This window comes from Rhizobium sp. SRDI943 (assembly GCF_057653695.1).
In genome coordinates this window covers 4,485,498-4,510,337 of sequence record NZ_CM172787.1, presented here as the reverse complement: position 1 = coordinate 4,510,337, position 24,840 = coordinate 4,485,498, and the positions used below count along the sequence as shown (strand labels likewise).

At 61.3% G+C, this 24,840-nt stretch carries 20 protein-coding genes; 6 read left to right on the top strand and 14 right to left on the bottom strand.

Annotated features, from left to right (window positions below; translation table 11 throughout):
- Positions 1 to 252: 252 nt before the first annotated feature.
- From AC245Y_RS22455 to AC245Y_RS22425, 7 genes are all read right to left on the bottom strand, one after another.
- Positions 253 to 2,703: a GcvT family protein gene (locus AC245Y_RS22455; RefSeq protein ID WP_017995632.1), complete on the bottom strand. Its 2,451-nt coding sequence runs from the start codon at positions 2,701 to 2,703 to the stop codon at positions 253 to 255.
- Positions 2,704 to 3,579, bottom strand: a complete 876-nt coding sequence (locus AC245Y_RS22450) for a phosphotransferase (protein WP_017995631.1) — start codon at positions 3,577 to 3,579, stop codon at positions 2,704 to 2,706.
- Positions 3,580 to 3,753: 174 nt separating this feature from the next.
- Positions 3,754 to 4,830, bottom strand: a complete 1,077-nt coding sequence (locus AC245Y_RS22445; RefSeq protein WP_017995630.1) for an ABC transporter ATP-binding protein — start codon at positions 4,828 to 4,830, stop codon at positions 3,754 to 3,756.
- 31 nt (positions 4,831 to 4,861) lie between these two features.
- Positions 4,862 to 5,959, bottom strand: a complete 1,098-nt coding sequence (locus tag AC245Y_RS22440; RefSeq protein WP_020487052.1) for a Gfo/Idh/MocA family protein — start codon at positions 5,957 to 5,959, stop codon at positions 4,862 to 4,864.
- Complete coding sequence (locus AC245Y_RS22435) at positions 5,959 to 6,846, bottom strand: carbohydrate ABC transporter permease (protein ID WP_026157525.1); 888 nt, start codon at positions 6,844 to 6,846, stop codon at positions 5,959 to 5,961. Before AC245Y_RS22435 ends, AC245Y_RS22440 begins: the two co-directional genes overlap by 1 nt.
- Positions 6,839 to 7,798: a carbohydrate ABC transporter permease gene (locus AC245Y_RS22430; RefSeq protein ID WP_003555743.1), complete on the bottom strand. Its 960-nt coding sequence runs from the start codon at positions 7,796 to 7,798 to the stop codon at positions 6,839 to 6,841. The genes AC245Y_RS22435 and AC245Y_RS22430 overlap by 8 nt, the downstream gene beginning before the upstream one ends.
- Positions 7,799 to 7,804: 6 nt before the next feature.
- Positions 7,805 to 9,091, bottom strand: coding sequence for an ABC transporter substrate-binding protein (locus AC245Y_RS22425; protein ID WP_012759617.1), 1,287 nt, complete (start codon positions 9,089 to 9,091; stop codon positions 7,805 to 7,807).
- A 199-nt stretch (positions 9,092 to 9,290) separates the two neighbouring features.
- Here AC245Y_RS22425 and AC245Y_RS22420 point away from each other — a divergent pair, with 199 nt between their 5' ends.
- The 5 genes from AC245Y_RS22420 (at position 9,291) to AC245Y_RS22400 (ending at position 14,915) form a co-directional block, all read left to right on the top strand.
- Positions 9,291 to 9,968 carry a TetR/AcrR family transcriptional regulator gene (locus AC245Y_RS22420; RefSeq protein ID WP_012759616.1) on the top strand — a complete coding sequence of 226 codons (678 nt, stop codon included), beginning with the start codon at positions 9,291 to 9,293 and terminating at the stop codon, positions 9,966 to 9,968.
- A 344-nt stretch (positions 9,969 to 10,312) separates the two neighbouring features.
- The gene (locus tag AC245Y_RS22415; RefSeq protein ID WP_012759615.1) at positions 10,313 to 11,461 is read left to right on the top strand and encodes a Gfo/Idh/MocA family protein; all 1,149 of its coding nucleotides are present in this window, start codon (positions 10,313 to 10,315) and stop codon (positions 11,459 to 11,461) included.
- Positions 11,462 to 11,464: 3 nt separating this feature from the next.
- Positions 11,465 to 12,628 (top strand): dihydrodipicolinate synthase family protein, encoded by a 1,164-nt coding sequence (locus tag AC245Y_RS22410; protein ID WP_012759614.1) that lies wholly within the window; start codon positions 11,465 to 11,467, stop codon positions 12,626 to 12,628.
- A 137-nt stretch (positions 12,629 to 12,765) separates the two neighbouring features.
- On the top strand, positions 12,766 to 13,596 hold the full coding sequence (locus AC245Y_RS22405; protein ID WP_012759613.1) for a sugar phosphate isomerase/epimerase family protein: 831 nt from the start codon (positions 12,766 to 12,768) through the stop codon (positions 13,594 to 13,596).
- Between the two features lie 41 nt (positions 13,597 to 13,637).
- Complete coding sequence (locus AC245Y_RS22400; RefSeq protein WP_017995628.1) at positions 13,638 to 14,915, top strand: Gfo/Idh/MocA family protein; 1,278 nt, start codon at positions 13,638 to 13,640, stop codon at positions 14,913 to 14,915.
- Positions 14,916 to 14,936: 21 nt separating this feature from the next.
- Here AC245Y_RS22400 and AC245Y_RS22395 read toward each other — a convergent pair whose 3' ends face one another.
- The 3 genes from AC245Y_RS22395 to AC245Y_RS22385 all read right to left on the bottom strand — a co-directional run bounded on the left by AC245Y_RS22395 (position 14,937) and on the right by AC245Y_RS22385 (position 18,948).
- Positions 14,937 to 15,947 carry a hydroxyacid dehydrogenase gene (locus AC245Y_RS22395; protein WP_012759611.1) on the bottom strand — a complete coding sequence of 337 codons (1,011 nt, stop codon included), beginning with the start codon at positions 15,945 to 15,947 and terminating at the stop codon, positions 14,937 to 14,939.
- The gene (locus tag AC245Y_RS22390; RefSeq protein ID WP_012759610.1) at positions 15,944 to 17,800 is read right to left on the bottom strand and encodes a DUF2264 domain-containing protein; all 1,857 of its coding nucleotides are present in this window, start codon (positions 17,798 to 17,800) and stop codon (positions 15,944 to 15,946) included. The genes AC245Y_RS22395 and AC245Y_RS22390 overlap by 4 nt, the downstream gene beginning before the upstream one ends.
- Before the next feature lie 128 nt (positions 17,801 to 17,928).
- On the bottom strand, positions 17,929 to 18,948 hold the full coding sequence (locus AC245Y_RS22385; protein WP_012759609.1) for a LacI family DNA-binding transcriptional regulator: 1,020 nt from the start codon (positions 18,946 to 18,948) through the stop codon (positions 17,929 to 17,931).
- Between the two features lie 145 nt (positions 18,949 to 19,093).
- Here AC245Y_RS22385 and AC245Y_RS22380 point away from each other — a divergent pair, with 145 nt between their 5' ends.
- Positions 19,094 to 20,380, top strand: a complete 1,287-nt coding sequence (locus AC245Y_RS22380) for an ABC transporter substrate-binding protein (protein WP_012759608.1) — start codon at positions 19,094 to 19,096, stop codon at positions 20,378 to 20,380.
- 78 nt (positions 20,381 to 20,458) lie between these two features.
- Here AC245Y_RS22380 and AC245Y_RS22375 read toward each other — a convergent pair whose 3' ends face one another.
- From AC245Y_RS22375 to galE, 4 genes are read right to left on the bottom strand one after another with little or no spacing between them, the layout of a single operon-like run.
- A complete protein-coding gene (locus AC245Y_RS22375; RefSeq protein WP_012759607.1) occupies positions 20,459 to 21,427 on the bottom strand; it encodes a glycoside hydrolase family 26 protein in 969 nt (322 codons plus the stop codon).
- Positions 21,428 to 21,430: 3 nt separating this feature from the next.
- Positions 21,431 to 21,952, bottom strand: a complete 522-nt coding sequence (locus AC245Y_RS22370) for a DUF995 domain-containing protein (RefSeq protein ID WP_012759606.1) — start codon at positions 21,950 to 21,952, stop codon at positions 21,431 to 21,433.
- 38 nt (positions 21,953 to 21,990) lie between these two features.
- Complete coding sequence (locus tag AC245Y_RS22365; RefSeq protein ID WP_017995626.1) at positions 21,991 to 23,859, bottom strand: glycosyltransferase family 2 protein; 1,869 nt, start codon at positions 23,857 to 23,859, stop codon at positions 21,991 to 21,993.
- Complete coding sequence (galE, locus tag AC245Y_RS22360) at positions 23,856 to 24,839, bottom strand: UDP-glucose 4-epimerase GalE (protein ID WP_017995625.1); 984 nt, start codon at positions 24,837 to 24,839, stop codon at positions 23,856 to 23,858. The genes AC245Y_RS22365 and galE overlap by 4 nt, the downstream gene beginning before the upstream one ends.
- Position 24,840 lies beyond the last annotated feature (1 nt).

The window sequence follows — 24,840 nt, the reverse complement described above, 5'->3', positions numbered from 1 at the left end:
TATCCGGGTCGGACACCTGCCGGGCATCTCCCCCACAGGTGGGGAGATTGGCTGGGCGCGACGGCTTCCCCAAACAACTGGTGTCACAGCAGGGCGAAACGGTAGATGGGCACGAAGGTTTAGCCACTTGTGATCTCCCCACCTGTGGGGGAGATGCCTGGCAGGGCAGAGGGGGCTCACACGGCGTGCCCTCTCCTCGTCATCTCTGTTCAAAGCTTCGCTCGAAAGCAAAGAATGAGAGAGTTCCGATCGTCAGGCCTTCACCCGCGCCATATCGGGATCGTAGAGCGGCGATAGCGACACCTTGCAGGGGATGCGCTCCCGCGCGACGTCAAGCTCATAGGTGCCGGAGAGGACGAAATCCTCGGTCAGGCCGTCGGGATTGCGGACGTAGCCGTAGCCGATTGGCTTGCCCAGCGTATAACCGAAGCCGCCGCTCGACAGCCAGCCGACGCGCTTGCCGTCGCGATAGATCGTTTCACGGCCGAGCAGCACGGCATCGGCATCCTCGGGAATGAAGCAGGCTAGGCGCTTCTTGACGCCTTCCGAAAGCTGCTGCTCGATCGCCTCACGGCCGCGGAACGGAATATTCTTCCGCATCTTCACTGCCCAGCCGAGACCGGCTTCAACAGGCGTATGGTCGGGACCGATATCCGAACCCCAGGCGCGATAGCCCTTTTCCAGGCGGCAGCTCTCGATGGCGCGGTAGCCGGCATTGACGAGGCCGAGCTCGCCGCCTGATGCCATCAGCACGTCATAGACCGTGGTCGCATATTCAATGGGAATATGCAGTTCGTAGCCGAGCTCGCCGACATAGGTGATGCGCAGGGCCCGCACGGGGCAGCCTGCAATGCCGACGGTCCTGACCTTGCCGAAGGGGAAGCCTGCATTCGAGACGTCGCTGCCCGTCACCTTTTCCAGCACGGCGCGGGAATTCGGTCCCATCAGCGACAGCACGGAATAGGCAGATGTGACGTCGACCAGCTCGGCCTGCATCGCCGCCGGGATATTGCGTGCGATCCAGTCGAAGTCATGGGTGGCGAAACCGGTACCGGTGACGATGTAATATTCGTTCTCGGCGATGCGGGCGACCGTCACGTCGCATTCGATGCCGCCCTTGTCGTTCAGCATCTGCGTGTAGATGAGCGAGCCGACCGGCCTTGCGACATCGTTGGAGGCGATCCAGGACAGCGCTGCCTCAGCATCCCTGCCCTTCAGCACGAATTTGGCAAAGGACGTCTGGTCGAAGATGACGGCCGCTTCACGCACCGCCTTGTGCTCGCGGCCGACCGCGTCGAACCAATTCTGCCGGGTGTAGCTGTAGACATCCTTCGGCTCCTCGTTGGCGAAGAGGTCGGCAAACCAGTTCGGCCGCTCCCAGCCGAGCTTTTCGCCAAAACAGGCGCCCTGCGCCTTCAGCCGGTCATAGAGCGGCGATTTGCGGCAGGGGCGGCCGCTCGAATGTTCCTCGAACGGCCAGGCCATGGTGTAATGTTTGCCGTAGGCTTCGAGCGTGCGTGTCCGCACCCAGTCGGTATCGAAATGCGGACGTCCGAAACGGCGGATATCGACCGGCCAGAGATCATAGGGCGGTTCGCCCTTCGTCACCCATTCGGCAAGCGCCATGCCGGCGCCGCCGGCCGAAGCGATGCCGAAGGCGTTGAAACCGGCGCCGACAAAGAAATTCTTCAGCTCCGGCGCTTCGCCGAGAATGAAGTTGCCATCCGGCGTGAAGCTTTCCGGGCCGTTTAACAGCTGCTTGACGCCGACATTTTCCAACGCCGGAACGCGGCCGAGCGCCTGTTCCATGATCTGCTCGAAATGATCGAAATTACTGTCCAGAAGGCTGTAGTGGAAACCGTCCGGGATACCGTTTTTCGCCCAGGGAATGGGGTTCGGCTCGTAGCCACCCATGACGATGCCGCCGACCTCTTCCTTATAGTAGGTCAGGCGATCAGGATCGCGCAGCGTCGGCAGGTTGGAGGGCACGCCGAAGGATTCGGTGATGATGTATTGATGCTCGACGGAGACCAGCGGCACGTTGACGCCGAAGCGGGCGGCGAAGGCACGCGTCCATTGACCGGCACAGACGACGACGCGCTCGCATTCGATGCGCCCTTGCGCCGTGATCACGGCGCGGATCTTTCCCTTGTCGATTTCAAGGTCGAGGACTTCGGTATCCTCGAAGATCGAAACGCCCGACATGCGGGCGCCTTTTGCCAGCGCCTGGGTGATGTCGGAGGGATTGGCCTGACCGTCGGTCGGGAGGAAGGCGGCACCGACGAGATCGTCGACCGTCATCAGCGGCCAGAGATCGAAGGCTTCCTGCGGCGTCAGCAATTGCATTTCGAGGCCGAAGGACTGCGCGGTGGTCGCTTGGCGCCTGACCTCGGTCCAGCGTTCCTCGTTGCAGGCAAGGCGCAGGCCGCCATTCATCTTCCAGCCGGTGCCGAGGCCCGTTTCCTCTTCCAGCCGCTTGTAGAGATCGACGGAATAGCCGAGAAGCTGGGTGATGTTGGCGCTCGTGCGCAACTGGCCGACGAGGCCGGCGGCGTGGAAGGTGGTGCCCGAGGTAAGCTTCTTGCACTCCAGCAGCACGGTATCGGTCCAGCCGAGCTTGCCGAGATGGTAGGCCGTCGAGCAGCCGATGATGCCGCCGCCGATGACCACGGCTTTCGCCGTCTTCGGTAATTCCTTCGTCATTTATTGTTCCTGTTCAAAGGCTTGATAGGCGCGCTCGAAGCGCGCGAGATTTTCGGCCGTATAGCCGGCGTAATCGAAATCGATGCTGGAATGGATTTCCGAAATCATGCTCCAGAGCGTCTCGCGCAGCAGCGAGGCGCATTTCATCGCGGCGTAGCGCCTGTTGAGATCATCGGTCAGCGGCCGGTCGAAATAGGTCTCCAGCATCGTGCGCTCAGCCGCTTGCGAGAACTCGTTGTTGGAGGCCAATCCGCCGAGATCGAAGAGCGGCGTGTTGAAACCGGCATAGTCCCAGTCGATCAGCCAGAGCCGCTTGCCGTCATCGAGAAAGTTGGCGGCCAGCAGGTCGTTGTGGCCGAAGGCGATCTCGAAAGGCCCTGCCGCTTCTTCCAGGGCCTCAGCCCTGCCGACGAGCCCCGGCAGCAGAGGAAGATAGCTGCTCGCCGACGCCTTCAGATTGGCGGCGTAATCTCGGATGACGTGGAAGACCCAGAAGATCATCGCCTGGCCGCGGAAATGCCGGGCGATGTCGCGATGGCAGGCGCGCACCAGCGGCAAGACCCGGGCGAGCATTTGCGGCGTCCTGATATCCTCCGGCGAAAGCGCCCGCGCCTCGATATATTCGAGCACCAGGACGCCTGGCGAATGGTGGATGACCGCCGGTGAAATGCCGGCTGCATGGGCGGCACGACTTGCGGCAAGCTCATTCTGCCTGTTGATGTGATGGATGGGAATATCGGTGCCGAGCCTGACCACGCAGCGCGCGAGGGCATCGCTGACCAGATAGTTTCTGTTGGTGATGCCGCCTGCTATCGGCGAGATTGCGATCGGCCCCTGCCAGATGCCAAGCGCATGAATCCTATCTTCAGGCGTCATGCTCAACCCCCTTGCGGCCCCTTGTGAAATGATGGGCCAGAGGAGGATCGGCTGTCAAGCAGCCGCTACAGCGCCGCGCGTCTTTTCAGACGCGCAATGGACGCTGTAACAGCTTTAAATTACTGCATAATTTATCCTTAAATCGATTCCGATTTAAGGAATTATGCCGTGGGGTCAGATCGTCTTGCCGGCCGCGTCGAAGACGTGACAGCGGGCCGGATCGAAGGAAGCCTTCACATTGGCGCCGCGCTCCACCTTCTGCTGGCCGTCAAGCGCGACGGTCAGGAGCTGGTTATCCGGCGTGGTGGTGTAGAGCATGGTGGCACCGCCAAGATTTTCGACGAGATCGACATTGACGGTCGAGAGCGTGATGGCGCCTTCGGCCAGCGAAAGATGCTCGGGGCGAATGCCGAAGGTGACCTCCTCTCCTGCCCCGCCTTTCAGCCGGCGCGGCAGGCGGACGGAATTGCCGCAGACATGGATGCTGGTTTCGGTCTCGCCGACCTGCTCGATGCGGGCCTTCAAAAAATTCATCTTCGGGCTGCCGATGAAACCGGCAACGAAGCGGTTGGCCGGGTTGTTATAGAGATCGAGCGGCGCGCCGACCTGCTCGATACGGCCGGAATTCAACACTACGATCTTGTCTGCCATCGTCATGGCTTCGACCTGGTCATGGGTGACATAGATCATCGTATTACCGAGGCTGCGATGCAGGCGGGAGATCTCGACGCGCATCTGCACACGCAGTTCGGCATCGAGGTTCGACAGCGGCTCGTCGAACAGGAAGATCCGCGGCTCGCGCACGATGGCGCGGCCGATGGCGACACGCTGGCGCTGGCCGCCGGAGAGCGCCTTCGGCTTGCGCTCCAGCAGCTTCTCGATCTGCAGGATCTCGGCGGCGCGCTTCACCTTCGGCTGGATATCGGCCTTCTTGTAACCCGCCGTCTCCAGGCCGAAGGCGAGGTTCTTGTAGACCGACATATGGGGATAGAGCGCATAGGACTGGAAGACCATGGCGATGCCGCGCTTTGCGGGCGCGACCTCGTTCATGCGTTCGTTGTCGAGCAGCAGCCCGCCGCCGGTGATCTCCTCGAGACCGGCGATCATGCGCAGAAGGGTCGATTTTCCGCAGCCCGAGGGGCCGACAAAAACGACGAATTCGCCGGGATCGATCGTCAGATCGATGCCATGGATCACATCCAGCGAGCCGTAGCGCTTCTCGACCTTCTGAAGAACGACACTGGTTGCCATCTTCTCAAACCCTCTCTTCTTATTTTACCGGTTACTTCGTTCTTGCGCGCCAATCGGCGTATTTCGGACTGTCGGGACCGACCGGCAGCGGCACGTCAGCGCCGCTGTCGGAAGACTGGTAGATGGCGGTGACGAGTTCCAGCGCGCGGCGAGCGTCCTTTGTCGTCACCGGCAGCGGCGCATGGCCGCTCAGGAAAGCGTGGAACTGGCCCATCTGCGTGGTGAAACGCGGCGCGACCGGCTGCCAGTCGCCAACCACCCGTTCGATCTGCTCCCGCACATCGTCATTCGCGGCGATGATCTTCCAGGGGTCCTTGCCGGGGGTATAGGGCTCGTGGCTGCTTTCGAAAGTGACATTCTCGAAGTGCAGCCTGAGCCGGCTAATCTGTTCCTGCGAACCAAGCGTACAGGACAGCGAGACAAAGGCGCCGTTTTCCATCAGCAGGCTGGCGGAGGCACAATCCTCGACCTCGATATCGTTGACGCGGGTGGCGACGCGGCCGAAGACCCTGGCCGCCGGACCCATCAGATGCATCAGCATGTCGTGCAGATGCAGGGCATGGGTGACGAGCACGCCGCCAAGCTCCGTCGCCCATTTGCCACGCCAAGGCACGGCGTAATATTCCGGCTTGCGCAGCCAGAAGGTTTCGACCGAAGCGGTATAGGGCTTGCCGGCAATACCGGCGTCGATGATCCGCTTGGCCTTCTGAATGCCGTCGCCGTAACGGTACTGGAAGATCGGCATGAGCACGCCCTTGGCGGTCTTTTCCGCTTCCATGATGGTATCGACGGCGGCAAGCGAGCCCGTCAGCGGCTTTTCGCAGACGACATGTTTACCGGCAGCCAGGGCCGCGACAACCTGTTCCAGATGGATGCCGGGAGGGGTGCAGATATCGATGATGTCGATCGTGTCGTCGGCCAGCAGTTCCGCAAAAGAGGTGGTGCGCCGTTCGATGCCGAACTCGTCGCCGACCACCGCCATGCGCTGCTCGTTCAGGTCGCAGATCGCCACGACCCTGAACTTATCGGAATGCGGCAGGTAACCTTCGACGATGTGGGAGCGGCCGATACCGCAACCAACGATCGCCACCGTCCTGATGCTCATGTCGCTCTTTCCCGTTATCGCCATCAACGCTTCATACCCGTCGTGGCGATGCCCTCGATCAGCAGGCGCTGGAAGAACAGGAAGAAGAAGAACACCGGCACGAGCGTCAGCGTCGACATGGCGAACAAACCGCCCCAATCCGATGCACTGGTGGAATCGACGAAAGTGCGCAGGCCGAGCTGGATCGTATAAGTGTTCATATCGTTCAGGTAGATCAGCGGACCGAAGAAATCGTCCCAGGTCCAGATGAAGGAGAAGATCGCAGCCGTTGCCATCACCGGCAGCGACAGTGGCAGCATGATCTTCCAGTAGATGCGCCAAGCGCTGCAGCCATCCATCATCGCCGCCTCATCGAGTTCGCGCGGGATGCCGCGGAAGAACTGCACCATCAGGAAGATGAAGAAGGCATCGCTTGCCAGGAACTTCGGCACGACAAGCGGCAGGATGGTGTTGACCCAGCCGAGATCGAGAAAGAGCACATATTGCGGGATCAGCGTCACGTGATAGGGGATCATCAACGTGCCGAGCATGATCGCGAACCAGAAGTTCCGGCCGACAAAACGCAGCCGCGCAAAGGCGAAGGCTGTCAGCGAACAAGCGATGACATTGCCTGTCACCACCAGCAGCGAGATGACCAGCGAATTCCAGAAGAACCGGCCGAAGCTGACATCGAGGCCGACCCAACCGCGCGCATAGGAGGAGAAATCGATCGACGACGGGATGAGCGAGGTCGACGAGAAGATCTCGTTTTCCGGCCTGACCGATGCCGAAACCATCCACAACAGCGGATAAAGCATCAACAGTGAAGCAGCGATCAGCAGGGCGTGGATGATCAGCGACGCCGGCAGGCTGCGTTTGGTGATGTCGGATGGCGGCCTGGCCGCAGTGACGGAAGCGGTCATCTCAGTCATCGTAGTGCACCCAATAACGCGAGGTCAGGAAGGAGAAGGCGGTGAAGATCGCGATGATCACCACCAGGATCCAGGCGAGCGCCGAGGCGTAGCCCATGCGGAAATTGCCGAAGGCTTCCTGATAGAGGTAGAGCGTGTAGAACAGCGTCGAGTTGATCGGACCGCCGGTGCCGCCTGATATGATGAAGGCCGGCGTGAAGGCCTTGAAAGCATCAATCGTCTGAACGACGGCATTGAAAAAGATCACCGGCGTCAGAAGCGGCAGCGTGATCTTGTAGAATTGCCGGAACTTGGAGGCGCCATCGAGGCTCGCGGCCTCATACATATCCTGCGGGATCTGGCGCAGGCCGGCCAGGAAAATAATCATCGGCGAGCCGAACTGCCAGACGGAAAGAGCCACCAGCGTGTAGATCGAATAGTTCGGATGCGAGATCCAGCTTGGACCTTCGATACCGAAATATGAAAGCGCGGCATTGACGAGGCCATCGCTGGCGAAAAGCTGACGCCAGAGCACGGCGATCGCCACGCTACCGCCCAGCAGTGACGGCAGATAGAAGATGGCACGATAGACCGACAGCCCACGCAAGCCGCGGTTCAGCGCCATGGCGACCAGCAATGCGAAGGTCAGCTTGAACGGCACCGAGAAGACGACATAGGTCAGGGTGACATGCATGGCGGCCGAGAATTTCGGGTCCGCCGTGGCGATGCGCACGTAATTCGCCATTCCCACCCACCGCGGCGACTGAAGCATGTCGAAGTCGGTGAAGGAAAGGTAGAGCGAAATCAGGGCCGGCCCGAGCGTCAGCCCGAAAAAGCCGATGAGCCATGGAAGAAGGAAGAGATAGCCGGGAGCATTGGCATTCCAGAGACGCCTGAAGCGTCCTTCGGCCACGGCCCCCTGATATCTTTCCACATTGATGGCCCCTGCGGGCGTGCGCATCGCATTGCTCATACGGGATCAGCCTCGTGCGAGAATCTGCGTGATTTCAGCGACAAGCTGTTTGCCGCCGTCGGAGGGAGACAGCTGTCCGAAGCCGACCTGTTCGGCGATGTTGCGTAACATCAACTCACCTTCACCGGCGCCGGCAGGCGGCGGCGGCGGCAATTTGCCGGCGAGATCGCCCAGGCCGCTGACATAGGCCAGCGCAACCTTGCCGTTCTCATCAAGCTTCGCCGCGACGACCTCACGCATGGCGCTCGATTCCGGAATGCCGCGTTCGACATCCAGAAGCAGCGCTGCCTCGGGGTTCTTGACGAAGAAATTGACGTAGTCCACGGCCAGGTCCACGGCTTTCGACTGGGCGGAGACCGAGAAGAACATCGAAGGCTTGCGATAGTGGCCGCCCTTCGATTCCGGCTTAATGCGCATGTAGTTGGTCAGCGCCAGCTTGTCCTTGTTCATTGCCTGATAGGCGACGAACTGGTTGGAATGGGCAAAACCGGCGGCCGACTTGCCGAGCGAAACCGTGTTGGTGTCGATATCGTTCTTGTCGAGAGCCTGGACATCGGCAGGAACGCAGGCGCCGGCCGCACGGAACTTGGCCCACATGTCGTACCATTCGGAGGCATCGTCCACGTCGAAGGCGATCTTGCCGTCGGCGGTATAAAGCGCCTTGCCGCGCTGACGCAGCCAGTTTTCGAACAGCGGTTCGCCGCCGCTGCCGTCGGCCAAGCCGAACATGCCCTTGCGTTTGCCTGCCTTGGTGATCTCCGCACCCATGCGGGCGAACTCTTCCCAGGTGGTCGCCTGGGTCGGCAGATCGACGCCGGCCTCCTTGAAGGCGGTGGTGTTCAGGACCGTGGCGGCCGAATTCGCCCCGAGGCTGACGCCGTAGAGATGGCCGTCGACGCTGCCGCCTTCGATCTGCGCCTTGTCGAAATCGTCGAGGTTGAGTTTGGCCGGCATATAGGATTCGAGCGGGGCGAGCGCGCCGCGCCGCGCATACTGGACGATATAGCGATAATCCATCTGGATGACGTCGGGCGCGTTGCGGCCGGCGACCTGGGTCGCAAGGCGCGGCCAGTAGTCGCCCCAGCCGAGGAATTCGCCGGTCACCGAGGTGCCTGGCTTCTTCGACTGATAGAGCTGCGACACCTTGTTGGTGCGATCCGCACGCGGCTGCGAGCCCCACCACAGGAGACGCAAGCGCGTTTCCTGTGCCAAAGCGCTGGTTCCCAGCGCCGAGAGCGAAAGAAGCGTCGCTCCTCCCGCAACGAAATTACGTCTGCTTACACGGAATGTCATTTCTTTTCCTCCTCCAAAGGGAAGCGCCTCCACACGCTTCCGGACCTAGTTACCCTTGCATAAATAACTAATTGGTTACAAGCTACGGGCAAAGCGGCGAGCGTGTCAAGCGGTGTCGCTCGCGGGCTTTTCAAATTCGGTTTTTACAATTTCGCACCGAAGGCTTATGAGCGCAACATGGGAAGGCGGAGGTGGAGAAATGAACGACAGCGGCGAGAACGGGGAAAAGAAAAGGTCTCGGCGCCCACCTGCCGAACGAACGGCCCAACGCGATCCGGAGCGGACGCGCGCCGCGATCCTTGACGCGGCAACCCGGGAATTTGCCGAAAACGGCATGGGCGGGGCTCGTGTCGACGCCATCGCCGAGCGCGCCGGCACCAACAAGCGCATGCTCTATCATTATTTCGGCGACAAGGAGCAGCTCTACCTCAGAGTGCTCGAAGAGGCCTATGTCGGCATCCGGACCGCCGAACGCGCGCTGCATATCGGCGACCGCAGCCCCGAGGAAGGCATCGGCGAACTGGCGCTCTTCACCTGGCGTTACTTCCTCCAGCATCCGGAATTCCTCAGCCTGCTCGGCACGGAAAATCTGCATCGGGCCCGCTGGCTGCGCCAGTCCGTCCGGCTCAAGGAATTGCATTCGCATTTGATCGGCGAGCTTTCGGACGTGCTCGAGCGGGGAAAGAAGCAGGGCGTCTTCATCGAGACCGCCGATCCCTTGCATGTCTACCTGACGATCGCGTCGCTCGGTTATTTCTACCTGTCCAACCAGTACACGCTTTCGACGATCTTCGGCCGCGATCTGATCGAGCCGACCCATCTCAATGCCTGGGAAAGGCATATCGTCCACGTGACGCTGACCTCGATCAAGCGCTAGACCCTTTCCGGGTTAGATTGCAGCATTCTGTTGGCTCAAACGGAGTCGGATGGTCGACCGGCCCGTTTCAGCCAACCCGAAGGGCCGGGCATCTTTCCGCCAGGGCAAAGGCGATCGCCTCGGACGTACCAAGGTATGCCCTTCGCCAATCGCCTTTGCCCTGACGAAAACCTGCTCCGGCAGAATGCCGCAATCTGACCCGGAAAGGCTCTGATCTCGAAATTCCGATTTGACTATTGACAGCCGCGCTGCTCTTCTGCCATCAAGTAACTGTTTAGTTACCGGCTCGGGAGGACCGGACGAGGATGCCCGCTCCCGCCGCAAAAATCTGCTGGGAGGAAAAAATGGCACGCTTGGGGATCATCTTGCACGGCGTCACCGGCCGCATGGGTTACAATCAACACCTGGTGCGTTCGATTCTCGCCTTCCGCGACGAGGGCGGCATTACGCTGAAATCGGGTGAGAAACTCGAGATCGACCCGATCATCGTCGGCCGCAACGGCGCCAAGATGGAAGAGCTGGCGAAGAAGCACGGCATCAAGCGCTGGTCGACCGATCTCGATGCGGCTCTCGCCAATCCCGACGACACGATCTTCTTCGACGCCGGCACAACGCTGATGCGGGCCGAGCTGCTGTCCAAGGCGCTCGATGCCGGCAAACATGTCTATTGCGAAAAGCCGATTTCCGACGATCTGCAGGTGGCACTCGACCTTGCCCGCAAGGCGCGCGGCTCCGGCCTCAAGCATGGCGTCGTGCAGGACAAACTCTTCCTGCCCGGCCTGCGCAAGCTGGCGCTGCTCAGGGATTCCGGCTTCTTCGGCAAGATCCTCTCGGTGCGCGGCGAATTCGGCTACTGGGTTTTTGAAGGCGATTGGGGCGTACCGGCCCAGCGCCCGTCCTGGAACTACCGCAAGGGCGACGGCGGCGGCATCATCCTCGACATGCTCTGCCACTGGCGCTACGTGCTCGACAACCTGTTCGGGGAGGTCAAAGCCGTATCCTGCCTCGGTGCTACGCATATTCCGCGCCGCATCGACGAGCAGGGCAAGCCCTATGACTGCGACACCGACGATGCGGCCTATGCGACCTTCGAGCTCGAAGGCGGCGCGATCGCGCAGGTCAATTCTTCCTGGGCCGTCCGCGTCCGCCGCGATGACCTCGTCACCTTCCAGGTCGACGGCACGCATGGTTCGGCCGTCGCCGGTCTGACGAAATGCTGGAGTCAGCACCGCGTCAACACGCCGAAGCCGGTTTGGAATCCGGACCAGCCGCAGACGATCGACTTCTACAAGACCTGGGATGAGGTTCCAGACACGCAGGCCTTCGAAAACGGTTTCAAGGCGCAGTGGGAAATGTTCATCCGCCATGTCGTCGAAGACGCGCCGTGGCCCTATGGCCTGGAAGCCGGCGCCAAGGGCGTGCAGCTTGCCGAACTCGGCCTGAAATCCTGGGCCGAGCGTCGCTGGCTCGACGTTCCAGCACTGGAGTTCTGAGCCGTGACGACGATCAATCTCCCTCTCGACGGCAAGATCGTTCCCTACACGCTGACCGGCACGCCGATCGTGCTCGCCAAGCGCGACGCCAAGGCCTTTCCGCGCATCGCCTTTGCCGCCGCCCATGTCGTCGCCGATCCGCTCGCCGACAACGATCCCTGGCTGACGCCGGCGATCGATTGGGAGCGCACGCTCGCCTTCCGCCATCGGCTCTGGGATCTCGGCCTCGGCGTTGCCGAAGCGATGGATACGGCGCAGCGCGGCATGGGCCTCGGCTGGCCGGAAGCGCGCGACCTCATCCGCCGGGCGCTCAGTGAGGCGGCCGGCCGCAAGGATGCGCTGATCGCCTGCGGCGCCGGCACCGACCATCTGACGCCGGGACCCGACGTCACTATCGACACGATCCTCAGGGCCTACGAAGAGCAGATCGAAACCGTGGAGGCGGCCGGCGGCCGCATCATTCTGATGGCAAGCCGGGCGCTTGCCGCTGCCGCCAAAGGGCCGGACGACTACATCCGCGTCTATGACCGGATCCTCCGCCAGGTCAAGGAACCTGTCATCATCCATTGGCTCGGTGAAATGTTCGATCCGGCGCTCGAAGGTTACTGGGGCAATGGTGATCATATCAAGGCAATGTCCACCTGCCTCGAGGTAATCGAAGCCCATGCCGAAAAAGTCGACGGCATCAAGATCTCGCTGCTCTCCAAGGAGAAGGAAGTGGCGATGCGCCGCCGGCTGCCGAAAGGCGTGCGCATGTATACCGGCGACGATTTCAACTATGCCGAACTGATCGCCGGCGACGAAGAGGGCCATTCCGACGCACTGCTCGGCATTTTCGATGCCATCGCTCCGGCAGCCTCGGCGGCCCTCGAGGCGCTCGGCCGCAAGAGCAACCATGAATTCTTCGACCTGCTGGAGCCGACCGTGCCGCTGTCGCGCCACATCTTCAAGGCGCCGACCCGCTTCTACAAGACCGGCGTCGTCTTCCTCGCCTATCTCAACGGCCTGCAGGATCATTTCGTCATGGTCGGCGGCCAGCAGAGCACCCGCTCGCTGACGCATCTGGCCGAACTTTTCCGCCTGGCCGACAAGGCCCGGGTTCTCGCCGATCCGGAACTCGCAACGGCGCGCATGAAACAGGTGCTTGCCGTCCACGGCGTCAACTGAAGCACGGGCTGCTGCATAATTTTGTCCTTAAGTCGGAACCGATTTGAGGACAAAATTATGCAGCAATTCAAAGTGCTACAGCGTCCTTTGCGCGTCTGAAAAGACGCGCGGCGCTGTAGTGATGGGAGGAGAATGACATGCAGGTCGAAGGACTTTCAATCAACCTGGCGACGATTCGCGAGCAATGCGGTTTTGCCGAAGCCGTCGATATCTGCCTCAAACACGGCATCACTTCGATTGCACCGTGGCGCGACCAGGTCGCCAAGGTCGGTCTCGACGAGGCGGTGCGGATCGTCAAATCGAACGGCATCAAGCTGACCGGCCTTTGCCGCGGCGGCTTCTTCCCGGCGGCGAACGATGCCGACTGGCAGAAAAACCTCGACGACAACAGGCGGGCCATCGATGAGGCGGCAGCGTTTTCCGCCGATTGCCTCGTGCTCGTCGTCGGCGGTCTGCCGGATAGTTCGAAGGACATCGTCGCCGCGCGCCGAATGGTGTTCGACGGCATCGCCGCCGTTTTGCCGCATGCGCAGGCTGCCGGCGTGAAGCTCGCCATCGAACCGCTGCATCCAATGTATGCCGCCGACCGTGCTTGCGTAAATACGCTCGGCCACGCGCTCGATATGTGCGAGCAGCTCGGCGAGGATGTCGGCGTTGCGGTCGATGTCTACCATGTCTGGTGGGATCCCGATCTTGCCAATCAGATCGCTCGCGCCGGGCGCATGAAACGTATTTTTGCCCACCACATCTGCGACTGGCTGGTGCCGACAAAGGACATGCTGCTCGACCGCGGCATGATGGGCGATGGTGTGATCGACCTCAAAGGCATAAGACGGATGGTGGAGGCCGCCGGTTTCTTCGGCGCTCAGGAGGTGGAGATCTTTTCGGCCGAAAACTGGTGGAAACGCCCGGCCGACGAAGTGATCGCCACCTGCGTCGAGCGCTTCAGGAGCTGCTGCCAGGCCTGATTTCAGTATCTGTTTCATCACGTATGCAGGAGGATCATTCGATGGAGAAACGCCGTTTTGCCTTGATCGGTACGGGAAACCGCGGCACCACCATGTGGGGCAAGGATCTGCTTGCCGGCTGGCGCGAGCATGTCGACCTGACCGCCATTGTCGAGAAGAATTCGCTGCGCGGCGAGCGCGCCCGCAACATGATCGGCAGTAATGCGCCGCTCTACGAAAACATCGATTCGATGCTTGCTGAGCAGAAGCCGGATCTCGTCATCGTCTGTACGCCCGACCATACGCATGACGATATCGTCGTGCGGGCGCTGGAGTCCGGCATCGACGTCATCACCGAAAAGCCAATGACGACCTCGGTCGAGAAGATTCGCCGGATTCTGGATGCCGAAAAGCGCACTGGTCGCCGGGTCGACGTGTCCTTCAACTATCGCTATGCGCCGACGGCCGCGAAGATCAAGGAATTGCTGAATGCCGGCGAGATCGGCCGAGTCACCTCAGTCGATTTTCATTGGTATTTGAACACTAAGCACGGCGCCGACTACTTCCGCCGCTGGCATGCCTATACGGAAAATTCCGGCAGTCTGTTCGTCCACAAGGCAACGCATCATTTCGATCTGCTGAACTGGTACCTCGACAGCGATCCCGATGCCGTCACCTCTTTCGCCGACCTGCAGAATTACGGCCGCAAGGGCCCGTTCCGCGGCCCGCGCTGCAAGCTCTGTCCGCACGCGCATGAATGCGACTATTATCTCGATCTCGAGGCCGATCCCTTCCTTGATTCACTCTACGAGGATCCCTCGAAGATCGACGGCTACTTCCGTGACGGCTGCGTCTTCCGCGAGGACATCGACATTCCCGATACGATGGTGGTGTCGCTCCGTTACCGCAACAATGTCCACGTCTCCTATTCGCTGAACACCTTCCAGCCGATCGAAGGCCATCACCTTGCCTTCAACGGCACCAAAGGGCGGATCGAGCTTCGCCAGTATGAAGCCCAGCCCTGGGAAGAGCCGAAGCAGGACACGATCCTGCTCATCCGCAATTTCCCTGATGGTAAGGAGGCAGTGGAGCGCATCGTTGTTCCGCATTTCACCGGCGGCCATTACGGCGGCGACGACCGGATGCGTAACATGATCTTCAAGCCCGATATGGAAGACAAGCTTGCGCAACGCGCCGGCACGCGGGCGGGCGCCATGTCGGTGCTTTGCGGCATTGCGGCGCTGGAGAGCTCGCGCACCGGCAAGGTGGTCAACATTGCCGATCTCATGCCCGAACTTGCCAATGACGGTTCGCCAAATTCGCTGAGGACGTCGCGCTGATACCCTTCGCCTGAGGCCGCCTCAGGCGATGTTTTCGAGATTTGCCTGGTGGATCTGGTAAAGCAGCGGCTGGCCGGTCACGAAGCGTTCTATTTCATCCACCGCCATCTCGCCGAGGCGCGCCCGTTCCAGCCCGATGGCGCCGGCAATATGCGGCGTCAGAAAGACATTCGGCAGATCGTAGAAAGCGGAGCCCGCCTCCGGGATCTCCGGGTCGGTGACGTCGAGGACCGCGTCGATACGGCGGGTCTTCAGCACCGAAAGCAGGGCGGCCTCATCGATGAGAATGCCGCGTGCCGTGTTGATGAGCGTCGCGCCGTCCTTCATCAGCGACAGCCTTCGCGCATCGATCATATGCTGTGTCGACGGCAGCGACGGCGCATGCAGGGAAACGATATCCGCCTGCCGCATCAATTCGTCGAGATCGACCTTTTCCGTTCCGAGGGCCGCTGCCTCGGCGGCATCAAGCGTCGGGTCGGCGAGCAGCAATCTATAGTCAAAGGGTTTCAGGAGCTCGATCACGCGCCGGCCAATGCGCGAAGCGCCGACGATGCCGACAGTGCGGCGGTAGTTTCCGATCGCTTCGCGCTGCATCAAATGTGTCCGGTTGCGATTTCGGTCGGCGACGTAGAGGTCGCGGAAACGGAAAACACGCTTGCCGGCGAAGATGATCGCCGCCAGCGTGAATTCGGCCACCGGCACGGCGTTGGCCTCGGCCGAATGGCTGACCGGGATACCGGCTTCGAAGATGGCGTCGTCGATGACGCCCTTTACCGTGCCCGCGGCATGGACGATGAGCTTCAGATGCGGTGCTGCGGCGAGGATTTCAGGCCCGACATAGGGCCCGCCCCAGCCGGTGATCAGGATTTCGGCTTGGGCCAGCAGACGCCTCGCACGCTCGTCGTCGAAGCGCTGTAGCGGCTCAGAATCCAGCAGGCGACCGATGCCGCCCAGGCGGCGCAGGACCTCATCCGGCAGGACATGCTGCGTGCGCGACGGTTGCATGGCAAGGATAATGGCCGGCTGGCTCATGGCATTTGTCCGGGCGCTTCGATGGCACTGACTGTCACGCCCTTTTCCCTCACCAGGGCCTCCAGCGCTGCAATCTCAGGCGCTTTCGGCGGTCTCGTCCAGGCAGACAAGAGGGCGGCGGGATCGTCAAGCGCCAGCACTGCCGTCATCAGGATGGTTTCACCGGTCGGAATCTGCCCGCGCAGCTGCGGCACGAGGGTTTTCGCGACGATCACATTGGTGTTGGGCATTGCCTTCTGGACAACACCCGAACGTTTGACCGAAGAGCCGAGATCGAGAATGCCTGTGAAGTCGGCTTCGCCGACCGCATAGGCAAACCCACCCGAAGCGGACAGGGTATCCAGCTCAAAGTCCCGGCGGCCGATGGCAAATCCGCCTTCGGCAATCCGTAGCGGCCGGCTTGTCCTGATCCTATGGAGGCGGATATGCCAAGGTGCAGCGGGCACGAGCCAGGTTTCAACGTCGACATCGGCAAAAGGCGACCATTTCGCATAAAGCACCTCCCCTGCGAGCTTGGCTTCCTCGTTCGTTTCGCGGACGCGGTAGTGCAGGCCGTCATCGCTGAAGGCAAGCGCTGAATCGAAGGCGGCAAGCGCAAAGGCACGCTCATCGGCCTCGACGCTGAAGCCGTAGCGGGCCGAATAGGCGAACTTCGCATATTTTTCCGTGCCGCACCGCATCTGCAGGTTTTCCTGGCCGGACGACAGCGCAATGACATCGCCGCCCGCCCGCATGATCACCATGCCGGGATGACGTTGGGGGACGATCTCAGGTGCTTGTTCCGGCACTTTCTCCTTCGCCGTCCAGAATGGGTGATCCTCAGCGATCGCCAGCGGCAGGAAGGCCTTGAAGGCCCAGTAAGGCGAGCCGGCGGAATTGTAACTCTCCGACATCAGCAGGTTCGGATAGCCGAAACCGATCGACAGCACACCGTCGCGATCGGCAATCGGCTTGTCCTTCCACCAGCGCAGATGCTGCAGGCAGAGATGCTTGACCTCGCCCCAGGGCAGAGCCTCGAGATCGGCAAAGGCGAGCGCCGACCAGAAGCCGGCGCAGGCAAAACGATAGGTCAGGCTGCGGCCGAAGGGGATCGTCGCCCCGTCGGCGGCAAACCAATGCCGGAAATCGCGAGCGAAGAGGACCGCGCGCTCGCGGTAGCGCTTTGCATAATCGTCGTCGACGAGCTTCGAATAGATCAGGCCATAGAAATGCATGGCGAAGGGAATGTAGTGGTCGATGCGGCGGACGTTTCCGTCGCGATACCAGCCGTCGCCGATATAAAAGCCTTCGAGCTCCTCAAGATATTGCCGCGTCAGGCTGCGGTCGAAATCGGCGCCGAGACGATCGAGCGCGATATCGACAAAGATCCGGAAGAATTTCCAATTGTTGTCGGCATAATCGAACTGCCGGGCATGCTTGAGATAGGCGATGACATTGCTACGGGCGCGCGCATCGAGCGGCTCCCAGATCTTTTCGGGCACCAGAGCCAGCGCAAAACCCAGAGCCGCAAGCTCGACCATCCGCTGGTCGCGGCCATTGACCGTTCCCCAATATTCGGGATGGGCGGGATCGGTGCCGTTTGCGAGACCTTCGGCAAAACGATGCCAGTGGGCGAAGTCGCCGTTGCCGGCGCCAAGCGGCGCCAATCCCCAGAGCGGGCGGGCGAACCCTTCCAGATCGGCCGCCGCCCGGTCGAAATGGGCGCCGCCGCCATTGAGCGTGACGCGGGCATTGCCGTTCGAGAAACAGGCAAGCAGCGGATCGAAGAGCGCAAGAAGGGCGCGGCTCATATCGGCGCGGGTTTCCAGCGGATTGCCGGCGAGCGGGTTGGCGCTGGCGGGATCATAGGGCATCGGTATCACTCACAGGTTCTAGAGCATGACGCCGAAAAAGTGTGAGCGGTTTTCGGACGCCATCATGCTCTAACTCTTTAATTTAGAACAGGATTCAGATTTTAGGCCTCGGCCTCAATCATCCTGTTCTAGGCGTTCGGAACGGTCCCTCCCGGAATGGGAACGACCGCCTGGCAGATGTGGCGCGCAGAGGCCGTCCTGTTGCGGAAACGGGACAGCATCAGCGAAACGGCCTCGCGCCCGAGGGCAGCGCGGTCGACACGCATGGTGGAAAGTTGCGGATTGGTCATTTGCGCGCAGGGCAGATCGTCGAAGCCGACAATCGCGAAATCCTCCGGCACACGCAGGCCGGCCTCGGTGACGGCTTCGAGCACGCCGACGGCGATGAAATCATTCATGCAGAAGGCGGCGGTAAAACCGGCATCCTCGGCAAGTGCTGCTACCGTGCGTTCATGCGCCTCTCGGCTGGCGCTGCCTTGAAGGGCCAGGGACAGGAGACGGCCCTCAGCGCCGGGGACGGCGGCGATCGCCGCCTCGAAACCGCGCACGCGCTCCCGGATCGTATGGCGGTGAGAACCGCTCAGATGCAGGATGCGGCGATGGCCGGCTTTTGTCAGCCGGCTGGTCGCCTCATAGGCACCAAAGAAATTAGCCGGCGAAACGCCATCGAACTGCATCCTCGGATCGGTGCCGTTGACAAGAACCGTGGGTGTCATGCTGGTTTGCAGCCAGTCGCGCAACGTCTCGTTCGGATCGATGCCGACGAGAAAGAGGCCTTCGGCGCCTGCCGTCTGCATATAGTCACGCACGGCATCCGGGGTGGTTCGGTCCTCGCGGACCAACCGGACTTCGAAAGGCATGCCCGCTTCGGCAGCGCCGGCACGCAGGCCGTCGACGATCGCTTCATAAAAGACGCTGAGAGTGCCGGTGACGCCGTCACTGGCAATCAGTGCCAGCCCCCCCGCAACGGCCTCGGAAGCAGGCTTGACGGGATAGCCGTTCTCGGCCGCCACCTTCAATATCTGGCGGCGCACCGTTTCGCTGATACCAGGTTCGTTGGCGAGCACGCGTGACACCGTGGAGACGGAAACGCCGGCCAATGTAGCTATATCGGCCTGACGCGGCCGTCTGATCTTTTGGTCGTTCATAGGCAAACATTATGCAAGTAATGCAAATTTGCAAGAAAATGGTTGCTTCTTGCAATAATATTTTTTTTGCGTAATCTGATTGCCGAAGTGCTCGATAATGCCGTTGGAGGATGGCAGCGGGCAGTTGGGACAAGGAGGATTATCAATGCAGGTCAATCGCCGTTCATTTCTGATGGGTTCAGCCGGTGCGGCCGCCGGTCTCGCCCTTGGTGCCGGAAGCGCCATTCCGGCTTTTGCCGAAGACGCACAGCTCCGCGCCATGTGGTGGGGATCCAACGACCGCGCCAAGCGCACGCTTGAGGTTGCCAAGCTCTATCAGTCGAAATCGCCTGGCGTCACTCTCGTCGGTGAATCACTTTCGGGCGACGGCTACTGGACGAAGCTCGCAACGCAGATGGCCGGGCGCTCGATCGCCGACATCTTCCAGCTCGAGCCGGGAACAATTTCAGACTACTCGAAGCGCGGCGCCTGCCTGCCACTCGATGAATTCGTCCCCTCCACGCTGGACGTTCAGTCCTTTGGCGCCGACATGCTGAAACTGACCACCATCGACGGCAAGCTCTATGGTGTTGGCCTCGGCCTCAATTCCTTCTCGATGTTCTTCGACACAGTCGAATTCGAAAAGGCAGGCATCCCATTGCCGACGCCCGACCTCACCTGGGATGAGTACGCCAAGCTCGCCGTCGAACTCGCCAAGTCTTCCGGCAAGGGCGGCGGCCCCTATGCGGCGCGCTACGCCTATGTGTTCGATGCCTGGCTGCGCCAGCGCGGCAAGAGCCTCTTTGCGAGGGAAAGCGTTGGGCTCGGCTTCACGGCTGACGATGCCAAGGAATGGTTCGACTACTGGGAGAAACTGCGCAAAGCGGGTGGCACCGTTGCCGCCGACGTGCAGACGCTCGATCAAAATACAATCGACACCAATTGCCTTGGTCTCGGCAAATCGGTGATTGGGATGGCCTATTCAAACCAGATGGTCGGATATCAACTGATCATCAAGAACAAGCTTGGCATCACCATGCTGCCACGGGACAAGAAGGGCGGTCCGTCCGGCCATTATTACCGTCCGGCACTGATCTGGAGTGTGGGCGCGACGAGCAAGCATGGCGAAGCTGCCGCGAAGTTTATCAGCTTCTTCGTCAACGATCCCGAAGCCGGCAAGATCCTTGGCGTGGAACGCGGCGTGCCAATGTCGCCTACCGTGCGCGAAGCCATCCTGCCGCAACTCAACCCGACAGAGCAGGAAACGGTCAAATACGTGAATCTGCTCAAGGATCAGGTCGGCGAATATCCGCCACCGGTGCCGATGGGCGCAACCCAATTCGACCAGCGCGTGCTGCGCCCGCTTTGTGACGAACTCGCCTTCGAACGGATTTCGCCCGCCGATGCGGCGACCCGGCTCATCGAAGAGGGTAAGGCAACGATCAAGGGATGATCGGTCGCCCGACATGCGGAGAGGCCCGCAACACCCCGGCGGGCCTCTCCGTTTTTCAAGCCTCTGTTTTCCGGACTATCAGTTGCCCAGGTTTTCGGCCACGCGCCAGTCCGGCCGGCCAAGATCGAACGGCCATGCATGCACATCCCGGTCGTTGAAATAGACGACCTCCTGCAGATTCGGGAAGGCGCTCTGCTTCAGTGTGGCAGTTTCGATCCACGGCCTGATATAGGCGTCGCCGCCTTCATAGCCCAGCTCCGCCACCCAGATTGGCTTTCCGTAGCCGGCGACGAGATCATATCCCTGCTTCAGCGCTTCCGAGAATGTTCGGTGCTCATTGTAGGCGAGTTCGTCGTAGCGCTGCAGGCCGAAGACCGAGAGCCCAACGAGGTCGACATAATCGTCGCCGGGATAATAGGCCTCAAGGCCAGGCTCTCCCTTTGGCGACCACATGAGCTCGGTGCTGGGCGCCTCCTGGCGGACGATGTCCATCATCCGCTTGTAGGCCGTGATATAGTCCTGCGGGCTCCAGCCGGACCATGAGAACCGCCCTGACTTGTCCTCCATCTCCTGTCCCCAGCGGACGATCACCGGGCTTTTCAGCTCAGATATCATATGCGCGATCGAACGCATGTTGACATCATAGTCACCGCGCAGAACCTTGGCGCGAAGCTCTGCGGAGGTCAGCCGCCAATCGACGTCCCAAGACCATGGCTCCACGGTGATCAGCAGGTTGCGGCCTCTGGCCTGCGCATAGGCATCGGCGACGCGCAACGTCTCGAGATCGACGTCCTCCCATGGCAGAAACAGGGCTTCGGTCGCGACATTCGCCTGCGCGCCGAAATCGCCGTGCGGATCGTAGGCCCCGAACTTAATGCCGTCGGTGTGAAGGACGGGGCGCTTATCGATGATCGTCCGCACGGCCGCCGCCGGGTTCGGGGCAATGCCGGCATATTGCACTTCGCTTCGGCCCGGCAGATCCGCGACGCACAACAGCAACAGCGCTAACGCGGCGGTCGAGAGGTTTTTTTTCATCAGCTTCTTCATGGCTCACCCTCCTTTTCGGGCTACTTCCTGGCTCAGCAGGATCTGCTTCACTTCGCTTGCCTTCGCGCTCACGGTGTCCATGGGAACGAGCTTGCCGAACTCGTCGTCCGGGAGTCCCGATGCATGGCGGAAGACGTACCACTTGCCGTCCGGCTGGCGCCGCTGATAGATCGTGTTGCCGATCTTGCGATGCCCGAAACAGGTGCTGGCGCGGGCCGCGCCCTCGGCATTCGTCCAGGTGGCGCGCATGCAGAGTTGGCCGAGATCGTCGACCACCCATCTGCCTTCGGCGAAGGACGGCCTCCCCTTATCATTGCTCCAGGCGACGAACCGTCGGCCCTCATCGAAGAAACGGCCGCCGCCGGTGTTCCAGGTCCAGGTCTTGTCGCCATAGATCCGATAGAGCTCATAGGCGCTGAGCGGCGTCGGCGCCTTCATTTTGGCAACCTCGGCGCCGTGCGCTGCCACCGGCAGGCACAGGCTGAGAGCAAGCGCTGCTCCCCATAGTCTCGATCCGATACCCATTACATCCTCCATACTCGACACCTGCCGGTTCCGCCGGCTCACGCACCCTGTTCGTCTCGGCCGGTTCTGCCGAAACCATTCCATCTCAGGTGGAATTTCACGATCCTGGTCTTGCCGCCGCCGAGGCCGGCGCCGGCCACGGCAAATTGCGTTTCGGTGAAACTGACAAACGTCTGGCCGTGCGAAAGAGCTTCGAGGCCGCGCAGGCCGTGGCTCCCCGCCTGCGTGCCGCCAGCGACGAAAATCGCCAGTCCGGTGGCTGTCGCAAGCCACAGCCCGCGCGATTGCGGCAGCAGCGGCAGATCGTTTTCGACCGCATGGCGAACGACGATCAGCACCGTCAGCGACAGGTAGACCGAGAGGTTGATCATGGCGAAAACATAAAAACCCTGGGCGGCCGCGGCATCGGTCGCAAACATCATTGCAGCGGCGGAAAGGGCAGCGAGCCCGATATAGGGCGCGATGACGCGCAGCGGCAAAGACCGCTGCTGCTGCTTTCCCTTCGGCGTGATGCGGAAATCGACGAAGGAGCCGCAGATATAGTCGCGAACAGCGGCAAGACTGCCGGCCAACGACCACGGCCAGCGCAGAAAGATGAAGGCAAGCCCTTCCCAGCCGAGCAGTTTCGCATCGTGCGGCCTGAAGGTTGCCGTTGCCCGCCAGAAGAAGGCAAACAGCGTCAGTACGATCGACATCGGCACGAAATGCAGCAGGAAATCCGGATAGGTGACATTGACGAAGACACGGCCCGTCAGCAGCGCGGCAACCGGCAGCAGGAACATCATGGCCATGAAGACGGAAAAGAGCGGGTACCAGAGCTGCGAGAACACGAACTGGAACCTCAGCCGCCAAGGCAGGTGCATGATGTGGCGGCGGGAATGTTGCAGCAGAATGGTGACCAGGCTGCGCGACCACTGGAATTCCTGGACGACGAGATCGGTGAAGCTCGCCGGTCCGTCGCCATGAGCGATCGCATCGACCGCATGCACGCCACGCCAGCCGCCGGCATTCATCATCAGCGTTGTCGAATGGTCTTCCGCAAGTTCTGGGCCGAGGCCGCCGATCTGACGAAGGGCTGATGTGCGAACCGCATAATGGGAACCGATGCAAAGAGGCGCCCAGCCATTGTTGTAACCCGTCTGCAGCGAACCGTGCAGGCTTGCCTCGGCATAGAGCCTGCCGCGCGCCGCCCAGCTTGCCCCGGCATTGGCATCGCAGATGCTGGGAGCGGAGACATAACCGATGCCGGGATCGGCAAAGGGGCGCAGGACTTCACGGAGGTAGGTCGGCGTCGGCACATGGTCGGCATCGAACTGGGCGACGAAATCGTAGCGCGCATAGCCGAAGTGGTCGTAGAAATAGGCGAGGTTGCCTTCCTTGCAACGCGTCCGGCGCGGCCAGGTGGTGCGATGATACTCCGCCACACCCTTTCGGGTGGAGATCAGCACGCCGTGCGCCGCACACCAACGCCTGGTTTCCTCCGAAGGGTCCTCGTCAGCCAACCAGACATCGAAATCGACGCCGATCTGGTCGAGCATCGCCTGCAAAGTGGTGCGGACGACGGCAAAGGGCTCGGACGGCGCCTTGGTGACGACCATAGCCACCCGCCCTTCCGGCAGCCCTGCGCGAGGGCTGACCGTCCTCGCATCGACAAAGATCAGGATGAAATAGGCCGGTACAAGCGTGATCCAGGCAAGCACGAGGGTGACGAGCACGAATGTGGCCCAAGAAATGATATGGGCGGACTGGCACCACCAGATCCAGAAAAAGCCGAGTGCCGTCAGCCAGCAGAGAATGCCGAAGCCATAGGCGACACGGTTCCAGCCGGTGAAAACAAGATCGAATGCATCAGCATTGACGGCTTTGGCGGTCCTGACGCCATGGCCGATTTGCGAAACATTGCTCATGCCCTCATCTCCAGCCCGAAGGTGGGGCCGGCAGTGCGGATGATCGTATCGATATCCGAGAAAACCGGCGCGAAGCCGAGTTCCGCTTTCGCCCTTGCGGTATTGGCAAAGAGGATCGGCGGATCGCCGGCGCGGCGGGAGCGATAACGCACGGGGACTTCGCGGCCGCTGGCGCGACGGATCGCCTCGAGAATCTCGCGCACCGAGGTGCCCCGGCCGGAGCCGAGATTGACGCTGAGCGAGCCGCCGTCCGCCATCAGATGATTGACGGCGGCGAGATGCGCCTGCGCGAGATCGCTGACATGAATATAGTCGCGAACGCAGGTTCCGTCCTCGGTTGCATAATCGGTGCCGAAGATATCAAGCCGCTCCAACCTGCGGGCGGCAGCGAGAAGGGCGCGCGGGATGAGATGGGTCTCGGGTTGATGGCGCTCGGCAAGCTCACCATCAGGGTCGGCTCCGGCCGCATTGAAATAACGCAATGCGGCAAAGCGGATGCCGTAGGCGGCGGCAAAGTCCTCCAGCGCCATCTCGAAGATCAGCTTGGTGCGCCCATAGGGATTGACCGGATGCTGCGGGCTTTCCTCCCGTATCGGCAATGAAGCGGGGACGCCATAGGTGGCGCAACTGCTCGAAAAGACGATCCGATCGATCTCCTGATCGAGGCAGGCCTCGAGCAACGTCAGACTGCCGACGACGTTATTCCGGTAATATTTCCTGGGCATGTCGACGGATTCGCCGACATAGGCATTGGCACCACAATGGATGACGCAATCGGGCGAAAACTCCGCAAGAGTCCGGCGCAACGCGGCGGCATCGGCAAGCTCAGCCCGGATGAGCGGCCCCCAGCGTACACTGTCGGCATGTCCCGTGGAGAGATTGTCGTAGGTAACCGGGATCATGCCGGCGCGCGACAGCGCTTTGCAGATATGACTGCCTATGAAACCGGCGCCGCCGGTGACGAGAATGTAGCGGGGCATC

Excerpts from the sequence above, each read along its gene's own strand:
- AC245Y_RS22415 (WP_012759615.1), top strand. The coding sequence starts at position 10,313 with ATGGCACGCTTGGGGATCATCTTGCACGGCGTCACCGGCCGCATGGGT.
- AC245Y_RS22390 (WP_012759610.1), bottom strand. The coding sequence starts at position 17,800 with ATGCCCTATGATCCCGCCAGCGCCAACCCGCTCGCCGGCAATCCGCTG.
- AC245Y_RS22450 (WP_017995631.1), bottom strand. The coding sequence starts at position 3,579 with ATGACGCCTGAAGATAGGATTCATGCGCTTGGCATCTGGCAGGGGCCG.
- AC245Y_RS22405 (WP_012759613.1), top strand. The coding sequence starts at position 12,766 with ATGCAGGTCGAAGGACTTTCAATCAACCTGGCGACGATTCGCGAGCAA.
- AC245Y_RS22445 (WP_017995630.1), bottom strand. The coding sequence starts at position 4,830 with ATGGCAACCAGTGTCGTTCTTCAGAAGGTCGAGAAGCGCTACGGCTCG.
- AC245Y_RS22430 (WP_003555743.1), bottom strand. The coding sequence starts at position 7,798 with ATGAGCAATGCGATGCGCACGCCCGCAGGGGCCATCAATGTGGAAAGA.
- AC245Y_RS22385 (WP_012759609.1), bottom strand. The coding sequence starts at position 18,948 with ATGAACGACCAAAAGATCAGACGGCCGCGTCAGGCCGATATAGCTACA.
- AC245Y_RS22420 (WP_012759616.1), top strand. The coding sequence starts at position 9,291 with ATGAACGACAGCGGCGAGAACGGGGAAAAGAAAAGGTCTCGGCGCCCA.
- AC245Y_RS22435 (WP_026157525.1), bottom strand. The coding sequence starts at position 6,846 with ATGACTGAGATGACCGCTTCCGTCACTGCGGCCAGGCCGCCATCCGAC.
- AC245Y_RS22425 (WP_012759617.1), bottom strand. The coding sequence starts at position 9,091 with ATGACATTCCGTGTAAGCAGACGTAATTTCGTTGCGGGAGGAGCGACG.
- AC245Y_RS22365 (WP_017995626.1), bottom strand. The coding sequence starts at position 23,859 with ATGAGCAATGTTTCGCAAATCGGCCATGGCGTCAGGACCGCCAAAGCC.
- AC245Y_RS22370 (WP_012759606.1), bottom strand. The coding sequence starts at position 21,952 with ATGGGTATCGGATCGAGACTATGGGGAGCAGCGCTTGCTCTCAGCCTG.
- AC245Y_RS22395 (WP_012759611.1), bottom strand. The coding sequence starts at position 15,947 with ATGAGCCAGCCGGCCATTATCCTTGCCATGCAACCGTCGCGCACGCAG.
- AC245Y_RS22455 (WP_017995632.1), bottom strand. The coding sequence starts at position 2,703 with ATGACGAAGGAATTACCGAAGACGGCGAAAGCCGTGGTCATCGGCGGC.
- AC245Y_RS22440 (WP_020487052.1), bottom strand. The coding sequence starts at position 5,959 with ATGGCGATAACGGGAAAGAGCGACATGAGCATCAGGACGGTGGCGATC.
- AC245Y_RS22375 (WP_012759607.1), bottom strand. The coding sequence starts at position 21,427 with ATGAAGAAGCTGATGAAAAAAAACCTCTCGACCGCCGCGTTAGCGCTG.
- AC245Y_RS22380 (WP_012759608.1), top strand. The coding sequence starts at position 19,094 with ATGCAGGTCAATCGCCGTTCATTTCTGATGGGTTCAGCCGGTGCGGCC.
- AC245Y_RS22400 (WP_017995628.1), top strand. The coding sequence starts at position 13,638 with ATGGAGAAACGCCGTTTTGCCTTGATCGGTACGGGAAACCGCGGCACC.
- galE (WP_017995625.1), bottom strand. The coding sequence starts at position 24,839 with ATGCCCCGCTACATTCTCGTCACCGGCGGCGCCGGTTTCATAGGCAGT.